Source organism: Bacillus cereus group sp. MYBK14-1, from assembly GCF_051916885.1.
GTDB lineage: Bacteria > Bacillota > Bacilli > Bacillales > Bacillaceae_G > Bacillus_A > Bacillus_A cereus.
The window spans coordinates 211,271-231,506 of record NZ_JBQAHM010000006.1; the positions used below are offsets into that span (position 1 = coordinate 211,271).

Here is a 20,236-nt window from a genome sequence, read left to right on the forward strand (position 1 = left end):
ATCAGAAATACTTATGATAAGATGATAGAAAAAGAAAGGAGCCCATTATATGAACGTAGACATTTTAAAAATTTTTGTTACTGTCGTTGAACAGAAACACTTCTCCCGTGCAGCAGAATTATTAAACCTTTCACAGCCTGGAGTAAGTATGCATATACGCAACTTAGAAAACGAATTTGACACTACACTTATTCAACGCTCCCCGAAGCACGTCCAAGTTACGGAAGCTGGAAACATATTATATATACATGCAAAGCAAATGCTCTCTCTTTACGAAGATGCTAAACAAGAAATTAATGAACTACATAACGTTGTAACAGGAACACTTCGCATTGGTGCTAGTTTTACAATTGGCGAATACTTACTTCCAAAAATACTGGCTAACTATGCGAATGAAAATCCACACGTCGAAGTTCATACTTTCATCTCAAATACAGAAGACGTTTTGCAAAGCCTTCGCTCTAATCAAATTGATATCGGCCTAGTGGAAGGACAAGTCGTATACGCCGACGTAGATGTTGAAACATTTATGCAAGATGAAATGAAGCTCGTCGTCCCGCCAAATCATCCATTACTCCGCACAAATGAAATAAATGAAAGTACACTCCAAGATCAAGTATGGGTATTAAGAGAAAGTGGTTCTGGTACACGCGCTTATAGTGACCGCTTTATTCATCAACACCATTTAAAAATGAAACGATTCTTTACATTCAGTAGTATCCAAAGCGTAAAGGAAGCTGTTAGTGCCGGGCTTGGCATCGCTATCCTTTCTGATTGGACTGTACGGAAAGAGCTATTAGCAAAAGAACTATTCCACGTCGAAGTTCCAAATGAACAACTAATCCGTCCGTTTTCCATCGTACGCGGTAAATATTTCATTCCATCTAAAGCCATTCAAGTGTTCTTAAATCATGTAGATTCTTTTGCGAAAAAACAGAGTTGACCCTCACATTAGTGTGAAGGTTTACAATACATGTAGAAGGAGTGAAACGCATTGCGAATTGGAGAATTATCAAAAAAAACTGGCGTTAGTGAAAGATCACTAAGACATTACGAAGAAAAGGGCTTACTCCCTTCTAAGCGCCTTGCAAATGGTTACCGTGATTTTGATGAAAGTGCCATCGAAAAAGTGGAGCTTATTCAAATGTACTTACAAATTGGCTTAAATTTAGAAGAGACGGCAAGGATGCTGCGCTGCCTTGAAATTGAACCGCACCTGTACGACAATCCGTGTAGCAGTATCCTTACGCTTTACGAAGATAAACTCAATGAAGTAACAAAGCAAATCACATTACTTTCCAACATCCAAGCGAATTTGCAAAAACACGTTTCACTCCTAAAACAAGCAAAAGAAAAGGAATGATTACATGTTTGTTATACATGGCAGTTCAAGACAAAACGGAAATACAGAAGCTTTAACACATATGATGATAGAGGACATTGAAACAGAACAAATTTATTTGCGTGATCATACCGTCTATCCTATTACAGACCAACGTCATGATGCAGAAGGATTCCAATCCGTAAATGATGACTATGAGCAGTTAACCAAACGCATGCTAGAGCACGACACGATTATCTTTGCTACACCATTATATTGGTACGGAATGAGTGGACATATGAAAAACTTTGTTGATCGCTGGTCACAAAGCTTGCGCGATACATCTCTTCATTTCAAAGAAAAAATGAAAGGCAAAAAAATGTATGTTGTCATCGTTGGCGGGGATAATCCAAAGCTAAAAGCATTACCGCTTATTGCTCAATTCCAATATATCTTTGATTTTGTTGGTTCTTCATTTGAAGGTTATGTTATTGGAGATGCGAATGGACTGGATGAAATTAAAAACGATGCTGAGGCGCTAGCTAAGGCACAAGTTTATAATAACGAATTCAAAAATCACAAGCTGAAATAAGTTTGACAAACTATTTAGACTTAGCGACGCAAGAAGAATTAGAAATCATGTTACAAGAATACCCTGGTACAATACTTTTCATTAGCCATGATCGTGCCTTTATTCGCTCTGTTGCAGACCATATTCTACAAGTAGACGAGAGTGAACCAAGGGTATTCCACGGTAATTACGAACAATACACAAAAAGAACAACGGGGGATTCTGTAAACGTTACTGAACAAGAACTATTACGATTACAAACAAAACTAACAGAAATCATTGGCCGAGTTTCCATACAAAATCATCACGATGACATCACATCTCTCAACCAAGAATACGAAACATTATTAGCTCAAATCCGGAAATGTAAGGAAGCGCTCTAATGTCTTCCCTATATATCGACAAGGCCTTCCGCATTTCCCAAGAAATATTGAAACTTCGACATAGAATATAAAAAGCCGTGCATTAGCACGGCTTTTTACTTTAAATACGAACAGCAGTCCCGCTCACTGCAACCATTAGCATCCCTTCGCGAACTACTTCATAATCCACGTCGATACCGACAATTGCATTTGCATTTTTTTGTCTTGCGAAAGTTTTCATCTCTTCCATTGCGATGTCACGCGCTTCTTTTAATTTACTTTCATAAGCGCCAGCACGACCGCCGACAACGTCACGGACAGAGGCAAAAAGGTCACGAACGATATTCGCGCCCATAATCGCTTCTCCATTGACGATATCGATATACTCAATAATTTCTTTTCCTTGAATTGTAGACGTTGTTGTTACAATCATACTTTATAGCCTCCCATATGAGATTTTTACCTACTTATGGTGCACTAATTCTGTACAAATTATATTTACGAACTAAACTGAGCTTCGTATAACCTACTGTATCCTCCACCTTGCTCAATTAATTCATTATGTGAACCTTGTTCTGCAATACCATCTTTATTTACAACGACGATGCGATCTGCATTTTTAATCGTTGCAAGTCTGTGAGCGATAACTAATGTTGTACGGCCAACAGATAGCTCCGCAAGCGATTTTTGAATCGCAAGTTCTGTCTCTGTATCTAATGCAGAAGTTGCTTCATCCAATATTAAAATTGGAGGGTTTTTCAAGAACATACGAGCAATAGCTAGACGCTGCTTTTGTCCACCTGAAAGTTTCACGCCGCGCTCACCGATAACAGTATCTAAACCGTCCGGCTGTGAGTAAATTAAATCTTCTAATTGCGCACGTTTTACTGCCTGCCAAATTTCAGCTTCTGATGCTTTTAAATTTCCGTAAGCGATATTTTCACGAATTGTTCCTGAAAATAAGAACACGTCTTGCTGCACAATTCCAATTTGCTTACGAAGTGAAGATAATGTCATATCTTTCGTATCAATTCCATCAATTTGAATCGATCCAGATGATTGCTCATAAAAACGTGGTAATAGGCTACATAACGTCGTTTTCCCAGCTCCTGATGGTCCAACGAACGCAACTGTTTCACCTGCATGTATTTTCAAACTAATGTCATTTAAAATCGGTTCTTTGTTTTCATATCCAAACGTAATGTTGTTATATTGAATATCACCGTGTACATGCTTCACTTCCATTGCATCTTTAGAATCTACAATGTCAGGCTCTGTTTCAAGAAGCTCTACATATCTTTTAAAACCGGCGATTCCTTTCGGATAGCTTTCGATTACCGCGTTAATTTTTTCAATTGGGCGGAAGAAAATATTCGTTAATAGAACGAATCCGATAAATCCACCGTACGTTAATTCTCCTTGCAGAACAAACCATGTACCGCATATTAAGACGAAGAGCGTTACGAGACGCATGAGCATATAACTAATCGATGAATTTAAAGCCATAATTTTATACGCCATTAATTTCGTTGTACGGAAACGAGCGTTGTTCACAGCGAATTGCTCTTTCTCAAACTTTTCATTTCCGAATGCTTGTACAACACGAATGCCCCCTACATTGTTCTCAATGCATGCATTAAAATCAGCAACATCTGAGAATAAACGTCTAAATGTACCTGTCATTTTTTTATTGAAGTACAGCGCTAACCATAATAGGAATGGAATGACGAAGAACGTTAATAACGCTAACTTCCAGTTGATCATCATCATAAATGAGAATGCCCCAACTAAAGTCATTACGGCGATAAATAAATCTTCTGGTCCATGGTGAGCAATTTCCCCAATTTCCATTAAATCGTTTGTAAGGCGTGAAATTAAATGACCTGTTTTATTATTATCAAAAAATCTGAATGATAGCTTTTGAATATGATCAAATAATTTCTGCCTCATATCTGTTTCAATGTTAACACCAAGCATATGTCCCCAATATGTAACGACATATTGTAAGCCTGCGTTTAACATATAAACTGCGAGTAAACCGAAACAAGCCCATAAAATAAGCGTCCAGTTTTGCCCTGGCAATAACTTATCAATAAATTGATTTACGATAAGCGGGAAGCCGAGTTCTAATAATCCTGCGACAACCGCACAAGAAAAGTCGAGTATAAATAAACCTTTATACGGTTTATAGTACGAGAAAAATTTACGCAGCATATTTTACCTCCATTTTCCAAAATTAAAAAGACTCTCTAAATGATAACCATTATCAAATAATTATTCAAGTTATCCGTCTATGAAACTACAAAAATGAACAAATCTGAAAAAGCCTAACTCCCCATTTATACCAATGAGAAATTAGGCTTTTTTCTATATGTTACGTATCTTATTAAAACAAAGGTGCTCTACTAGTAGAGATGCCCTTCTATTTCCCCACAAATACACTCTTTAAATAATTTGAAACTTGTAATCGTGCTTGGAGACCTTTATCCATAATGCCCGCCATCCAGAAGAAACCATGGACCATCCCTTCGTAGCACTTATATTCTACAGGAATCCCAGCTGCCTCTAAACGTTTTGCGTATGCAGCGCCATCATCTCGTAGTGGATCATATTCCGCTGTAATAATAAGCGCTGGTGGCAAATTCTCTAACTCATTATTCACTGAAGGGGATGCAAAGACATTGTACCTATCAATTTCGTCACGTAAATACATTTGTGTTGCCCAAAAAACTCCTTCAGTTGTAAGTAAATAACCTTCAGCATTGTCTCGATATGATTGTGCTTTGAAAGTTAAAGTAAGATCAACTACAGGATAAACTAATACTTGAGCCACCAATGAAAGATTGTTGAATTTTTGAGCCATAATAACAACTGCTGCTGCAATATTTCCACCAGCACTATCTCCACCAATTGCGATTTTTGTTTTATCTGCATTAAGCATAGAACTATTTTCAGCTACCCATTTAGTAGCTTCATAACAATCTTCTAACGGAACCGGGAATTTATGCGTAGGAGCTAAGCGATACTCTACCGCAACAACTATACACTCCGCGTCATGCGCTATATTTTGGCATAAAGTATCTACAGCCTGAATATCTCCTGCTACCCATCCACCACCATGTAAATATACAAAAACAGGTAATGATTCCTTTTCATTCGGTGTATAAACTCGAAGTTTAATTTCACCGTCCTTCACAGGGATATAGAAATCTTCCACCTTAAATACAGCTTTTGCTTCTCCGTGCTCTTCTCCTGTAAGTGTATTCAAATTTCCACCTTGCGCAAGAAACGATTGAACTTGTAAATCTAAAGTCATACATAAACCCTCCCTAAAATTTTCTCATTATATTTGGATTTGAAAATAACGACGAACCGTTTCTTCAATCTCATGTTTTTTTAGTTTTTCTTTTATTCTCTCTTTTCCGTTAACGATAATCAGCATATCTCCTAGCAAAGTAATACGCCCATTTTCTGTCACTCTTGAAAGGAAATACATTTTGTTGAACATCGAATCTGGAGCTGTTTCAGTTAAAACACAAATTGGATGAATGTTCTCTAGGTTCCATTTATGAGAAGGCTGCTCAAAACGATATAGAATTTCCCACTTATCATCAGTCTTTTTTTGCAAATAATAAAATGATGTTGTCTCGTCTTTATTTACTCGGTAAAGACCATCACTATCCACAACTTCCTCTCCATTCAGCGGGACAGGAATTCGTGGTGAATTACCGCCCATACCTACATCCACCAAATACTCTTTATTATCAATTGATACGATTATGAATAAATGAGCATTTTCAAGAGCCCACATTCCTTCTCTTACATATACAGTCCCTGCCATAAGATAGGGATCAAATCCTAATTCTTTTAGCAGAAAATAAAATATTCCGTTTAACTCGTAGCACACGCCACCCTGCTTCGCATGAACAATTTTTTGATATAAATCTTCTTTACGCAAAGATAGAGGTTTTCTTGCAAGAATATCAAGATTCTCAAAGTGAACGTTGAGTACATGTTGCTTTTGAAGATGAGATAAGTAAGAGAAACTCACCTCTCTTTTTTCAGATTGAATATGCTCTAAATATTTTTGAATATCCAAAATTATCCATCTCATTTTTTATCTATATATAAATTTTTACAGTATTTCTTTTCACACTCATATTATAAAATTGATTATTGATAAACAAAAATATAAAATAATTATCATATTAATAACTTCAAGTATATAAGAGAAGGTGAACATATTTTATGGAATTACTGCAGCTCAAGTATTTTAAAACAGTCGCTCGGACGGAACATATAACAAAAGCGGCACAAGAACTGCATATCTCTCAACCAGCTTTAAGCGTTACTATCGCTCGATTAGAAGAGGAAGTAGGAGTTCCCTTATTTGACCGAATTGGGCGTCAAATTCGCCTAAATGCTTTCGGAAAAACTTTTCTCAAACAAGTGGATACGGCCCTTGAGGCTCTGGAAACTGGTAAACGACAAGTTACAGATATGGCTGGATTAGAACGAGGAAGTGTTTTAGTAGCTACTACAACTTTAAATCGTGTCTCTGAATTGCTAGCGCCTTTTCTAGCCTTATATCCACACATTAATTTCCGTATAACACAAGCATCTACAGAGGAATTAAAAATTCAGCTTCTTGAAAAAGGCGAAATCGACTTTTGTCTCACACCTTCACCTATTGATCGACTAGGAGTCTATAGTCTTCCATTAATGACTGAAGAGATCGTACTAGCTGTACCAAGTACACATCGACTCAAAGATCGCGACCGTATCAAGCTAAGTGAAGTAGCAAACGATCCTTTTATCTCCCTAAAACCAGGGTATAGCTTCCGTGAGATTACAGACAATTTCTGCAGACAAGCCGGGTTTACGCCTAACATTGTATGTGAAGGAGATGAACCTGCAGCAATAAGCGGCTTAGTACGCACTGGACTTGGCGTTGCTTTTTTACCAATCGCAGCAAAAAAGGAATTACCACCGCTAACGCTTCTCCAGCTTGAAGAACCCGTTTGCCAATGGACACCTCATTTAGTATGGAATGAAAAACACTACTTATCACTTGCTGCACAAACGTTTCGTGAATTTGTTGTGCAACATTACGCTCAAGTAAAACCGTAAATCAAAAAAGAAGAGGCTATATAACTACAATGTTATACAACCTCTTCTTTTATTTGTTACATCGCTTCCGAATCCCACTCATGCTCCTGTTCAACGAATACAATACCTAATTCGTGATGTCCACCAGCATATAATGCAGTTTGTGCAAGACGAAGCTCACCATTTGTATCTAATACTTCTAATTTACAAAATGCTCCTGTCGTCTTCGTTTGAAGCGCATCATAAAATTCCTCGGCGCTTTTTGGAATGACTCCATTTACTTTCGTAATAATTTCTCCAGGCAGTAATTTCAGCTCTGCTCCAATTGTATTTGGAATTGTATCTAGTACAACGAGCCCATCATTGCGTGCAGCAAAATACGCTGGTCTTGTTTCATCGGCAATTTTTTCTTGCATCGAAATTGTGAAACGCCCAAGCATAGCGACTCCCATCGCGATAATTGCAAGTACGTGCCACCAGTAACTTGCGATTCCTAAAACGAGCACAAGTCCTGCTAACCCATAAACCCGTCTTCCTGTAAATAATAAAGCTTCCGTCGGCTCATAACTTTTAATATTTCTCATAAATCCAATTAAAAATGGAACGAGGAATAGAGAATATGTATTTGAACCTATTGAAACGACAGGCCACCATGAAATAAACTGCGTTACCGCATCACCCGGTACAAGAATAAAAATAGGAACGATCCATAAACGCTTTGATTCGTGTAAACCAATCTTTAATCCACGCTTCCCCTGCCTAATCCTCGGCGTCGAATATCCTACTGCGTTTTTAGAAATCAATAAGCCTTCTACAATAAGCATAACGCCTAGTAAAATAACAAGGGATACAATGGTACTCTCTTCACCTTCTCGAAGCTGTAAAAAGGAAACTGGTAGCTTAGAAGATAATAGAACACATACAATCGCAATGCTAAATGTATAAGCCGCCGATAAATATCGATACATAGCCGTTAATCCAAATAGTAACGTCCAAATTAAAATGGCCCATAAGCTTGCTTTAGAAACAACAAGTCCAAGCCCAATCGTAATAATAGATACTACTAATCCGTATCCAATCCCTGCAAATAGAGAGGTTCGCAGTTCAAACCAAATATCATAAACTTTAAAAGAAAAATCTTTTCGTTCTCTTAACATACGTAAGTATCCAACGAAGATACTACTTATTACAAATATATAGACAGCAGGGTGTAAGAAAAAACGTCCAACTGCCCGCATTATTTCAAAAATCCACGCCTCCACGAACTCATTCACCACCATTTATATCATTCTTTCTTTTTATATTATCATAACTAAACAAACGTTTGTTTAACACAAAAAAATACAGGCAGCAAACTGCCTGTATTTCTTCTTATTTTGCCATTAATTTTAATGCTGACTGTAATTGTAGATCATTTTCTCCAGAACGGATTTTTTCGATAATTTTAGTTTGAATCGCTTCAGCTGTCTTTTTATCAAGCTGTCCTGTCACTTCCATTTCATTTGCATTTTGGAATGCTTTCAGAGCCGATTCTGTCTCTTTACTAAAGTATCCATCTTCACGACCTGGTACATAACCTAAGCTCTTAAGCATTTCCTGAGCATGTTTTACTTGTACATCATTTGAATTGTATGAAAGTGTTTTTTCAATTTGAATTGGTGTCGCATGATAATAATTTGGTTGCTTCACTTCTACTGTTGGCGCGATTCCTTTTTTATGAATCCAGTTCCCATCCGGCGTTAACCATTTAAACATCGTTAATTTAATGTTGCTGCCGTCTTTAAATGGAACAGCTTGCTGGACAGTACCTTTACCAAATGTCTTTTCACCAATTAAATCGTATCCTTCTCCTTCTTTTAGCGCACCCGCTAAAATCTCTGAAGCAGAAGCACTTCCATTATCAATTAATACTGAAATTGGATATGGTTTTCTCTCTTTCAGTTCCGTAGAGAATTTCTTCTTCTCACCATTTCGCTGCTCTACTTGTAGCATCGGCTTTTTATTCGTCATAATTTCCCCTAGTATATCTTCTACACTATTTAAGTAGCCACCAGGATTACCACGCACGTCAATAACTAAGCCTTTTATATTTTTCTTCTCTAACTCTTTTAACTGATCCTTAAATTCTTTCGCTGTATTTTCAGCAAAAGAAGTGATTTGCATATAACCGATATCTTTTCCGCTCTCTTGCTTCACAGAACTAAACACTGTAAAGATCGGAATCTTTTCACGCTTAATTTTAAATACAATCGGATCAGTTACTCCCGCACGTTTAATTTCAATTGCGACAGTCGTTCCCTTTTTACCACGAATTTTTAATACTGCTTCTTCACGTGATAAGTCTTTCACACTGTTTCCATCTACAGATAAAATTTGGTCATTCGGTTTAATTCCTATCTTTTCTGCTGGTGAACCTTTAATTGGCGATACGATAATAAGCTTACCGTCCGTCTTGTTCACCTCAGCCCCAATCCCCTCTAATTCGGGATCAAGCGATTCACTAAACTGTTTGGCTGTTTCTTTATCCATATACGTGGAATAAGGGTCCTTCAGCGTAGACAACATACCTTGTATTGCACCTTCAACTAACTTTTCATCTTTCACGTCTTCCACATAACGTGAATCAATTAGTGCATACGCCTCATTAATTTTTGCCAAATTCCCTTGCGCAGTGCTAGCATTCCCACTCGAAATTGTTTGCGTTACTTCTGATGGGTTAACCCCAAATACAGACATGCCTGCAAACATTCCGCCAGCACCAATTAAAAATGCAACAACCATTCCAATAATTGCAACTCTACGTTTCAATGCGGAATTCCCCTTTCCAAAACACACAGGTGGTGTAGCAAAAGGCATCACACATTGTGTGATGCCTTTACCTATTTCTACTATATGATAAGCTTGTACGAATTATGTTTGCAACTTTTTATACTTTTAAGAAGCGACGAATTGACATTACACTTCCCCACATACCGATTAAAGCACCGATTAACACTAGTAAACCAGCTAATTGGAATACGAATGGACTGTATGGTAGAAGCTCGAAAATTGTTCCGCCAAGTTTTTCATTAAACACACCTTGCAACGAATTATACGTAATTAGAATTAGGCCAATTGGAATAATTGATCCTAATACTCCTAAGAATAACCCCTCTAGCAAGAATGGCCAACGAATAAACCAGTTTGTTGCACCAACAAGTTTCATAATTTCAATTTCTGTACTACGAGCATAAATTGTAATTTTAATTGTATTAGAGATTAAGAACATCGCTGTGAATAAAAGACCAGCAATTAACGCAATCCCAATGTTACGACCAGTTTTTACAGTATCAAATAATCGTTCAACTTGCCCTTTTCCGTACTGAACATTACTAACAAACTGCATTTTTTCAACCTTCTTCGCGATTGTCGCTGTATCGGTTGGTTCTTTCGCTTTTACAACGAATACGTTTTTAAGTGGGTTATCTTGTTCAAATAACTCAAACGTTTTTCCACTATCACCTAAGCTTTTAATTAAACGTTTTAACTCTTCTTCTTTAGAAGAATATTTAATAGAATCTACTTTTGCAATCTTACTCATATCTTCTTCTAATTTCTTTTGATCCGCTTCTTTTGCAGCTGGATCAATGTGTACACGAATCTCTACATCTTGCTCTACTTTCGTCGCAAAATGGTTCATATTCATAATCGCTGTTAAAAAGACACCTACAAGTAATAATGTAACTGTTACTGCACTAACAGAAGCAAATGTCATCCATCCGTTACGTGATAGATTCTTTACACCTTCTCGCAAATGTCGACTAAGGGTCTTAGCCTTCATATCCGTATCCTCCCTCAATCTCATCTCGAACAATTTTTCCGCCTTCAATCGCGATTACACGATGACGGATTGTATTTACGATATCTGCATTATGCGTCGCCATAACAATCGTTGTGCCGCGCTCATTAATGCGAGTAAAAATATTCATAATATCAAGAGCTGTTTCAATATCTAAGTTACCTGTTGGCTCATCGGCAATTACAACCTTTGGTCTATTTACAATTGCTCTTGCAATAGCCACACGTTGTTGCTCCCCGCCCGAAAGCTCACTTGGAAGTGCGTCTGCACGATCTTCAAGGCCTACAAGACCTAGAACTTCTGTTACACGCTCACGAATTGCATCCGGTTCTTCTTCAATTACTTCTAAAGCAAACGAAACATTCTCATATACCGTTAATTTAGGTAGCAATTTGAAATCTTGGAAAATCACGCCTAATTGACGACGGAAATACGGAACATCTCTTTCTGCCAATGTTTCGATAGTAAGTCCATTTACATTAATAGATCCTGTAGATGGTTTCTCTTCACGATACATCATTTTAATAAATGTAGATTTTCCGGCTCCACTCGGTCCAACTACGTATACGAATTCACCTTGTTTAATGTTAACTGTAAGACCAGCAATGGCTTTCATACCATTCGGGTACTCCTTATAAACATTCGTCATTTTTATCATTATTTATCACCCAATACTTAATGATTTTTTTCGAAATACTTTTCTGTACATCTGAAAACAAAAGACATCCTTCATTTTCATTTAGTCATCCTTGTTGAAGATAGTTTACTTATGCTTTCTCATAAGCAATACCACTCTATGTAATATATTTCAGCAAAATTCTACAAACCCCATTGTAACATCAAACGGTTTCCAATTTGGATACATTTTTGTTACAGTTATGTTACATACCAGAAAAAAGGAAAACGAGTTGACTATATTATCAACTCGTCCATTTCACCTTTTTTATTTATGTTCAGCTAACCATTCAGACACTTTTTTCGCATCTTCACCTTGAATAAGTCCTGGTGACATTGAACCGCGGCCTTTTTTAATAATCTCTTCGATATCTGCAGCGTCGTACTTACCGCCTACTTTTCTTAAATCAGGTCCAGTTGCCCCTGATAAATCTGTTGCGTGACATCCCGCACAACTTCTTTGGAAAATTTGTTCTGCGCTGTCTGTGCTTGCAGACTGTTTCGAAGACTTACTCTCTTCTTTATTTCCGCATGCTCCTAAAGCAAAAACAACCGATGTCCCTAGCGCAATAGCCAACAATTTCTTTTTCACTTCTATCGCTCCCCATTGTTGATATTCTTTTTATTCCTAACACACTCATTTTCATTATAAGCATTATCTTTATATAGAAAAACTAAGGTGTATTTCATATTCCTCAAAAATACAGTGAGAACCTTGATAAAATAATGCTTTCATAAGTTGTTTCAATTCTGTGAACAACTTAAAAAACTCCTATAAAGCATCCTTTTTAAAAGGAAAATTAGAAAGTTCTATATAAATCTTTACCATATTACCGCTCTATTTTACTATTCTCTACTTTTTACAAAACAATATACAGCATTGTAATCTACATATAATCCCATCAAAAAGAGAAGTTGTCGTTTCCAACTTCTCTTCCTCTTTACTTCATCTATAAAAATAAAATCAAATTCTTTATATCCTCTATTGTCCTCAGCATGCGCCAACAATTTCGTTGGCTTTTTTTCGCTTATTAGATGCGAGAACGTAAGTAAGCATCAATAAATGGATCAATCTCTCCATCCATAACAGCTTGTACGTTACCAACCTCCGTATTTGTACGATGGTCTTTTACAAGAGAATACGGGTGGAATACGTAAGAACGGATTTGGCTACCCCATCCGATTTCTTTTTGCTCTCCGCGAATTTCATCTAATTCTGCTTGTTGCTCTTCTAGTTTCTTTTGATATAATTTCGCTTTTAACATTTTCATCGCATGCTCACGGTTTTTAATTTGAGAACGCTCCGACTGACATGTTACAACCGTATTTGTCGGTGTATGTGTAATACGAACTGCTGAATCTGTCGTATTTACGTGCTGTCCACCAGCTCCACTTGCTCGGTACGTATCAATTTTTAAATCTTCTGTACGTACTTCGATTTCAACTTCATCATTGAACTCTGGTACAACTTCACAAGATACGAATGATGTATGACGACGCCCTGAAGAATCGAATGGTGAAATACGTACAAGACGATGTACACCTTTCTCTGCTTTTAAGTAACCGTAAGCGTTATGACCTTTAATTAATAAAGTTACACTCTTAATACCAGCTTCATCACCTGGTAAATAGTCAACCGTTTCTACTTTGAATCCGCGTTTTTCAGCCCAGCGTGTGTACATACGTAATAGCATAGAACCCCAGTCTTGTGACTCAGTTCCACCTGCACCTGGATGTAATTCTAAAATCGCATTATTTTTATCATAAGGATCACTTAATAGTAACTGAAGCTCATACTCATTCATTTCTTGAATTAAGCCTTTTACTTCTGATTCTAATTCCTCATGTAAATCTTCATCATACTCTTCTTTTAAAAGCTCATGCGTGATTTCTAAATTTTCGAACGTCTCATCTAACTGACGGAACTTTCCAACCATATCTTTTAACGCATTCGCTTCATTAATTACAGCTTGTGCGCCTTGTTGGTCATCCCAAAATCCTGCGCCCATCATTTTCTCTTCTAATTCTGCAATTTGTTTCTCCTTAGTAGGGAGGTCAAAGAGACCCCCTAAAAGCCGCTAATCGCTTAGCCATTTTCTCTAATTCCTGTCTAATTTCTACTAATTCCATTTCCTTCACCTCTATGTAATTGCTGTTACTTTCGTATGAAAACAAGGGAAACTCTCTCCACTTATTACGGAGAGAGTTTAATCCTTCTTAATTATACATTTTTGATATAAAAGTTTGCAAAACAGCCAAAGCTATCGTCCTATATTACTGAACGATACCACAGCAGTTTTTATATTTTTTACCACTACCACATTTACATAAATCATTGCGGCCCACTTGGTCACCTTTTACAACTGGCTTTTTCTTTGCTTCTTCGCCATCGCTAGAAGGATGAACAGCTTCACCTTGAACAACTTCTTGACGTTCTAAGTTTTGTTCAATTTCAGCTTTCATAATGTAACGAGAAATTTCCTCTTCAATAGAAGCAACCATTGACTCGAACATCGCGAACCCTTCCATTTGGTACTCACGAAGTGGATCGATTTGACCGTAAGCACGTAAATGAATACCTTCACGAAGGTGATCCATCGCATCAATATGCTCTGTCCATTTCGTATCTACAACGCGGAATACAACAACCTTCTCAAACTCACGCATTTGCTCTTCTGGCATAAGCTTTTCTTTTTCATTGTATCGCTCAATTAATTTCGCAATAATTGGCTCGCTCATTTCCTCAGGAGCAAGGCGACGTAATTCTTCTTCTTTTACATCTCCGTCTTGAAGAAGGTTTGTATTTAAGTAGTCAACAAGACCTTTAATGTTCCAATCTTCTTCAATTTCCTCTTGTGTATGAAGAGCAACAGCACGTTCTACTGTAGATTTCATCATACCTTCAATAATGCCGCGTAAGTTGTCAGACTCCATTACCTCTTGACGCTGTTTGTAAATAACTTCACGTTGCTGACGAAGTACATCATCATATTGCAGTAACTGCTTACGTGCATCATAGTTATTTCCTTCAACACGTTTTTGTGCAGATTCTACCGCACGAGAAACCATTTTACTTTCAATCGGCTGAGAATCATCCATACCAAGGCGGTCCATCATTGCTTTCATATTATCTGAACCAAATCGGCGCATTAATTCATCTTCCATCGATAAGTAGAACTGCGTAACACCAGGGTCCCCTTGACGACCAGCACGACCACGTAACTGATTATCAATACGACGACTTTCGTGACGCTCTGTACCGATAACTGCTAAACCAACGTTTTTCACATCGTCTCCAAGCTTAATATCTGTACCACGACCTGCCATGTTCGTCGCGATTGTTACAGCACCTTTAATACCAGCCTCTGCAATGATATCTGCTTCACGAGCATGGTTTTTCGCATTTAAGATGTTATGACGTACACCTTTACGCGTTAACATTTTTGAAATAAGCTCTGAAGTTTCAATTGCAACTGTACCTACAAGAACAGGTTGTCCTTTTTTATGACGATTTACAATATCCTCAACAACAGCATTGAACTTACCTTCCATTGATTTAAAGATTAAATCGGCGCGATCATCACGAATAATCGGTTTGTTTGTCGGAATTACAATAACGTTCATATTGTAAATGTTACGGAATTCCTCTTCCTCTGTTTTCGCTGTACCAGTCATACCAGATAATTTTTCATACATACGGAAGTAGTTCTGGAATGTAATTGTTGCAAGCGTCATGCTTTCATTTTGAATTTCTACACCTTCTTTTGCTTCAATCGCTTGGTGTAATCCTTCGCTATAACGACGACCTTTCATAAGACGACCAGTGAATTGGTCTACAATTACGATTTCGCCTTCTTGTACAACATAATCTGTATCACGATGCATAACAACGTGTGCACGAAGCCCCTGATTAATATGGTGAAGAAGTGCTACATGTTTTAAATCGAATAAGTTTTCAATATGGAAAGCTTTCTCTGCTTTCGTAATACCATCTTCTGTTAGCATTACATTTTTCGTTTTCACATCAAATGAATAATCTTTTTCATTTTCTAACGTACGAACAAATGCATTTGCAAACATGTATAGCTCTGTTGATTTTTGAGCTTGTCCTGAAATAATAAGCGGCGTACGTGCTTCATCGACTAAAATAGAATCGACTTCATCGATAATAGCAAAGTGAAGTGGACGTTGAACGCACTGCTCTTTATATAAAACCATGTTATCACGTAAGTAATCGAATCCAAGCTCATTATTTGTGCTATACGTAATATCAGCAGCATAAGCCTCTTGTTTCTCTTCGCGTGACATACTATTTAAGTTAATTCCTACCGTTAAGCCAAGGAACTCATGAAGTTGTCCCATTTCGCTCGCATCACGTTGTGCTAAATATTCATTGACTGTAACAACGTGAACACCTTTTCCTGTTAAAGCATTTAAATATACAGGTAATGTAGATGTTAACGTTTTACCTTCACCCGTTTTCATCTCAGAAATATTCCCTTCATGTAAGGCAATACCACCCATTAACTGTACGCCATATGGACGCATTCCAAGAACACGAGTTGCCGCTTCGCGAACAACTGCAAAAGCTTCAGGTAGTAAATCATCTACTGTTTCACCTTTTGTTAGACGTTCTTTAAATTCAAGCGTCTTTCCTTTTAATTGTTCATCAGTTAGTGGCTTAATAGATGACTCTAATGCATCAATTTGCTCAACTGTCTTTTGCATACGTTTAATTTGGCGTTGATTTACATCAAACACCTTTTTTAAAATACCGATCATAGGAAATACGCTCCTCTTTTTATTAAAATAAAACTTCCGATTGTTTTTCTTTTTCTCTATTACAATCAGTCGTTATAAAAATCAAATGTATGTTATGCCAATTTTTCTCCTAATTAAAAAAACTAAAATGTATATACCTAATGATAATTGTAACACTTGTCTTATAACTATGACAACAATCGGCCGATTGTCTCGTTCTAAATTAAGAAAAGTTTTTTAAAAATCTATTTTCAGCAAAAAAAGCGCAGCCTCATTCAGCTGCGCTTTCGAATTATTATTTAGTTTCGATTAAACCGTATTTCCCATCTTTACGGCCATATACAACATTAGTTTCATTTGTATCAGCATTTGTGAAGACGAAGAAATTATGTCCTAGCATATCCATTTGTAGGATTGCCTCTTCAACGTCCATCGGTTTTAAATCGAATCGTTTTGTACGTACAAGTTCTAATTCATCTTCTTCTACCTCATCCAAAACAGCTACTGCTTCCGGAAGGATAAAGTTCGTTTTTATAGAACCTTTCTCACGTAACTTACGATTTACTTTTGTTTTATGTTTACGAATTTGTCGCTCAATTTTATCAACTACTAAATCGATAGCAGCGTACATATCGCTATTAGTTTCTTCTGCACGAAGTAATAAATCAGTAAATGGAATTGTTACCTCGACACGTTGCTTGTCAGAGTATACTTTTAAATTAACTTTAATCTCTGGGAATGTATCAAAATAACGCTCTAACTTACTTAGTTTTTTCTCTACATATTCCTTTAATGCTGGAGTTACTTCAATATTTTCACCACGAATGTTGAATTTCATAGATGAATTCCTCCTTTCAAGCCTATGTACTATAATTTCGACATTGGCTTAAAAACTCCTTCTAACTTTTTTAAAAAAATTAGTGGAATTGCGATTTTTTTATCGTTTTTTGTTGAAATGAAAAGATGCATCGTTTCTATCTTTATTTTATCCTATTAACATCGTGAATAACGAATATTTCTGTGGACAATTCGTTACAGAAAAGAAACAACTTTTTGACAACTTACCCTATAACAAAAACCCCTTGCGAAAAACAAGAGGTTCTACTACATATATATAACGTTGCCACAAACGCAGCTTTCTCTTCCCAAAACAATATACCCTACAGTTTCACAACATTAGCTGCTTGTGGTCCACGTGCTCCATCTACAATGTCAAACTCTACTTGTTGCCCTTCTTCCAATGACTTATACCCATCTTGTTGAATAGCAGAAAAATGGACAAATACATCGTCACCATCTTCACGCTCAATAAACCCAAATCCCTTTTCTGCATTGAACCATTTCACTCTTCCTTGCATGTTCATTCCATTCCCTTCACTCTAAAAATCAGGGCATTCGCCCCATATTTTGACTATAACGAATGACAACATATGAAGTCAAAGAAGACTTATCGCCTTTTTATTATCCCTTTCGACACTGTCATATTAACTTCTACAAAGTGTCAAACTAGATACTTCCCTTGCCCCTCTTTCATATAACAAACTTCCGATTTGCCTAACTGTAATCCCTGTCGTATACACGTCATCAACGAGTAAAATATGTTGCCCAGAAAACATCTCTTCTCCCTGAAAATAAAAAGGATTGCTTCCTGACACCCTTTCTTTACGTGTCTTCTTACTTTGCTTTTCTGTTTCCCTTCTTCTTAATGATGGATAAGAAATTTTGACAGGCAAACAAGTTGCTAATAACTCAGCTTGATTAAAACCACGTTCAACTTCCCTTTCCTTACTAAGCGGAACAGCGATAACAGTTGAGACATTGGCAAAACACTTTTGAAATAAACTTCGAAAAGGACGATAAAAAATGTGCACTAACTCTGCATCCCCCCGAAACTTAAACTGCGCTACTATTTCTTTCATCTCATCATCATACATATATAACGAACGGTTTTTAAAAGAACGATACTTCTCCTCTTTCATCCACCTTATACAATCTATACAAATACCGTCTTCTTGAAATGAGGCAGGAACAAATTCTAAAGGTCGCCCGCACTCCATGCAAATTTCTCCTATAATATAGGAAAGTTTCTGCTCACATCTATCACATATATATTTTCTATGACACTTTACAAAAAAAGTGTACCAACTAACCTTTTCTACAAAACACTCATCACAAAGTAAACAATGCATTAATCGATCAATCCTTGTTCTTTCGCATTTTTATTCATACCTTGAATATGTTTTTTCGCGCGCACCATCGCCTCTGTCTTGCCATAGTGAAAATAAATGACCTCTCCATACGGTGCTTCAAAGCTCCGCCCTGCTCGGCCCGCAATTTGTACGAGCGCACTTTCTGAAAATATTTCTTCTTCCGCCCCTAAAACTGCAACTTGCAAATTTTTCACCGTTACGCCTCGCTCTAAAATTGTCGTTGTAACTAATAATGGGATTTCTCCCTTTCTGAACGCTGCGACTTTCTCTTTTCTCATCGGATCTTCTGCATGTACCCCTTCAACTTTATTATGCAATGATTTCAATAACGAGCTTATTTCTTCTATATATCGTACATGGGGAACGAATAAAAAAACAGGATACTTTTTGTTTATGTACATCTTTAACCATTGTATTAAAACTCGAGGAATTCTTTCACGGTTGAGGCTTTTCTTCCAATTTCCGCACCAGCAAAATAGAGGAACTGGCAACGGATGACGGTGATATCGTCCAGAAACAATAACACCTTTTTGTTTACCTTGTTTAAGTTTTCGCTTCCACGTTTCATCTGGAGTCGCAGTTAAATAAATACGCGCCGCTTTTTCTTTCATCGCTTGTTTTACCGCGTACTGTAACATTTGATCTGCACAATATGGAAAAGCATCTATCTCATCTACAACTATGACATGAAACGCCCTATAATAACGTAATAATTGATGCGTGGTCGCAACGACTAGTACTGCATCTTTTTCTTTATCTACACTCCCTCCATATAAAGCCGCTACCTTTATATATGGAAATACTTCTTGTAATCTCGGTGCTAATTCCAAAACAACATCCGTTCTTGGCGTTGCGATACAAACTCTTTCTCCTTTTTGAAGCGCTTCGTTAATACCGTAAAACAACATCTCTGTTTTCCCAGCCCCGCATACAGCCCAAATAAAAAATGATTCTTTTTGCTTAATAGCCTCTATAACTCCTTGCGCCGCCAAATTCTGGCCAGTAGACAACGTCCCGTTCCACTGTAACAAATTTGAATTCTTTTCTCTCTTTCTTTCAGCAATCCCGCGAACAAGTACAGCACATTCACTTACTCTCCCCATCGCTATACACTTCCGGCAATATGTGCACACTTTACTGCACCTTTTACATAAAAACGACGCAAATAGCCACCGATCTACGTTTCCACAGCGTTGGCACATATATTTAGAATTCTTCTTTTTTACACCTTGTACACATACGATCTCTCCCTTCTTTTTCAAATCGTTTAATTCCCTCTGTAAATCTGAAGAAAGTTCTTCTAATAGCAACTGTTTCCCCGCTAGCATCAACAATCACCTCCAGCACTACTATAAACCTTTCTCATCATTTCGTAAAAACTCAAAAAAG

20 protein-coding genes are annotated in these 20,236 nt (G+C 37.2%); 5 read left to right on the forward strand and 15 right to left on the reverse strand.

Features of this window, described 5'->3' with window-relative positions; all coding sequences use genetic code 11:
• The first annotated feature begins 49 nt into the window (after positions 1-49).
• The 4 genes from ACTFR3_RS17845 to ACTFR3_RS17860 are packed head-to-tail and all read left to right on the forward strand — an operon-like array spanning position 50 to position 2,275.
• On the forward strand, positions 50-943 hold the full coding sequence (locus ACTFR3_RS17845) for a LysR family transcriptional regulator (RefSeq protein WP_017656402.1): 894 nt from the start codon (positions 50-52) through the stop codon (positions 941-943).
• A gap of 51 nt (positions 944-994) precedes the next feature.
• Complete coding sequence (locus ACTFR3_RS17850; protein ID WP_048538376.1) at positions 995-1,363, forward strand: MerR family transcriptional regulator; 369 nt, start codon at positions 995-997, stop codon at positions 1,361-1,363.
• A gap of 4 nt (positions 1,364-1,367) precedes the next feature.
• Complete coding sequence (locus tag ACTFR3_RS17855; protein ID WP_048538375.1) at positions 1,368-1,913, forward strand: flavodoxin family protein; 546 nt, start codon at positions 1,368-1,370, stop codon at positions 1,911-1,913.
• A gap of 2 nt (positions 1,914-1,915) precedes the next feature.
• A complete protein-coding gene (locus ACTFR3_RS17860) occupies positions 1,916-2,275 on the forward strand; it encodes a macrolide transporter (RefSeq protein ID WP_017656400.1) in 360 nt (119 codons plus the stop codon).
• Positions 2,276-2,375: 100 nt separating this feature from the next.
• On the opposite strand, the gene ACTFR3_RS17865 is transcribed toward ACTFR3_RS17860, so the two are convergent.
• The 4 genes from ACTFR3_RS17865 to ACTFR3_RS17880 form a co-directional block, all read right to left on the reverse strand.
• Entirely contained in the window at positions 2,376-2,687 is a 312-nt protein-coding gene (locus tag ACTFR3_RS17865) for a heavy metal-binding domain-containing protein (RefSeq protein WP_000637523.1), read from the reverse strand.
• Positions 2,688-2,752: 65 nt separating this feature from the next.
• Complete coding sequence (locus ACTFR3_RS17870) at positions 2,753-4,468, reverse strand: ABC transporter ATP-binding protein (protein WP_000944620.1); 1,716 nt, start codon at positions 4,466-4,468, stop codon at positions 2,753-2,755.
• Between the two features lie 208 nt (positions 4,469-4,676).
• On the reverse strand, positions 4,677-5,570 hold the full coding sequence (locus ACTFR3_RS17875; protein WP_017656399.1) for an alpha/beta hydrolase: 894 nt from the start codon (positions 5,568-5,570) through the stop codon (positions 4,677-4,679).
• Between the two features lie 27 nt (positions 5,571-5,597).
• Positions 5,598-6,353, reverse strand: a complete 756-nt coding sequence (locus ACTFR3_RS17880; protein WP_048538374.1) for an arylamine N-acetyltransferase family protein — start codon at positions 6,351-6,353, stop codon at positions 5,598-5,600.
• A 149-nt stretch (positions 6,354-6,502) separates the two neighbouring features.
• Between ACTFR3_RS17880 and ACTFR3_RS17885 the strand changes: the two genes are divergently transcribed.
• Complete coding sequence (locus tag ACTFR3_RS17885; protein ID WP_048538373.1) at positions 6,503-7,384, forward strand: LysR family transcriptional regulator; 882 nt, start codon at positions 6,503-6,505, stop codon at positions 7,382-7,384.
• A 56-nt stretch (positions 7,385-7,440) separates the two neighbouring features.
• Here the strand turns inward: ACTFR3_RS17885 and ACTFR3_RS17890 are convergent, their stop codons facing one another.
• The 11 genes from ACTFR3_RS17890 to comFA all read right to left on the reverse strand — a co-directional run bounded on the left by ACTFR3_RS17890 (position 7,441) and on the right by comFA (position 20,175).
• Positions 7,441-8,643 (reverse strand): PDZ domain-containing protein, encoded by a 1,203-nt coding sequence (locus ACTFR3_RS17890; RefSeq protein ID WP_033687181.1) that lies wholly within the window; start codon positions 8,641-8,643, stop codon positions 7,441-7,443.
• A 91-nt stretch (positions 8,644-8,734) separates the two neighbouring features.
• Positions 8,735-10,171 carry a S41 family peptidase gene (locus ACTFR3_RS17895; RefSeq protein WP_078385768.1) on the reverse strand — a complete coding sequence of 479 codons (1,437 nt, stop codon included), beginning with the start codon at positions 10,169-10,171 and terminating at the stop codon, positions 8,735-8,737.
• 118 nt (positions 10,172-10,289) lie between these two features.
• Positions 10,290-11,183, reverse strand: a complete 894-nt coding sequence (gene ftsX / locus ACTFR3_RS17900) for a permease-like cell division protein FtsX (RefSeq protein ID WP_000645027.1) — start codon at positions 11,181-11,183, stop codon at positions 10,290-10,292.
• Positions 11,173-11,859, reverse strand: a complete 687-nt coding sequence (gene ftsE / locus ACTFR3_RS17905) for a cell division ATP-binding protein FtsE (RefSeq protein WP_000594321.1) — start codon at positions 11,857-11,859, stop codon at positions 11,173-11,175. Before ftsE ends, ftsX begins: the two co-directional genes overlap by 11 nt.
• Positions 11,860-12,144: 285 nt before the next feature.
• Positions 12,145-12,468, reverse strand: a complete 324-nt coding sequence (cccB, locus tag ACTFR3_RS17910) for a cytochrome c551 (RefSeq protein WP_000727971.1) — start codon at positions 12,466-12,468, stop codon at positions 12,145-12,147.
• A 439-nt stretch (positions 12,469-12,907) separates the two neighbouring features.
• Positions 12,908-14,006 (reverse strand): peptide chain release factor 2 gene (gene prfB, locus ACTFR3_RS17915; RefSeq protein ID WP_096001716.1). Its coding sequence is split into 2 segments (ribosomal slippage): positions 12,908-13,933 and positions 13,935-14,006, totalling 1,098 coding nucleotides; the frame shifts between segments, so codons are not numbered across the junction.
• A gap of 144 nt (positions 14,007-14,150) precedes the next feature.
• Complete coding sequence (gene secA / locus ACTFR3_RS17920) at positions 14,151-16,658, reverse strand: preprotein translocase subunit SecA (protein WP_000579385.1); 2,508 nt, start codon at positions 16,656-16,658, stop codon at positions 14,151-14,153.
• Positions 16,659-16,932: 274 nt separating this feature from the next.
• Positions 16,933-17,475, reverse strand: coding sequence for a ribosome hibernation-promoting factor, HPF/YfiA family (hpf, locus tag ACTFR3_RS17925; protein ID WP_000671185.1), 543 nt, complete (start codon positions 17,473-17,475; stop codon positions 16,933-16,935).
• Between the two features lie 322 nt (positions 17,476-17,797).
• Positions 17,798-17,995, reverse strand: a complete 198-nt coding sequence (gene cspC / locus ACTFR3_RS17930) for a cold shock protein CspC (RefSeq protein ID WP_001990088.1) — start codon at positions 17,993-17,995, stop codon at positions 17,798-17,800.
• Positions 17,996-18,121: 126 nt separating this feature from the next.
• Entirely contained in the window at positions 18,122-18,826 is a 705-nt protein-coding gene (locus ACTFR3_RS17935) for a ComF family protein (RefSeq protein ID WP_033666421.1), read from the reverse strand.
• The gene (comFA, locus tag ACTFR3_RS17940; protein WP_440044632.1) at positions 18,826-20,175 is read right to left on the reverse strand and encodes an ATP-dependent helicase ComFA; all 1,350 of its coding nucleotides are present in this window, start codon (positions 20,173-20,175) and stop codon (positions 18,826-18,828) included. The genes ACTFR3_RS17935 and comFA overlap by 1 nt, the downstream gene beginning before the upstream one ends.
• Positions 20,176-20,236: the final 61 nt, after the last annotated feature.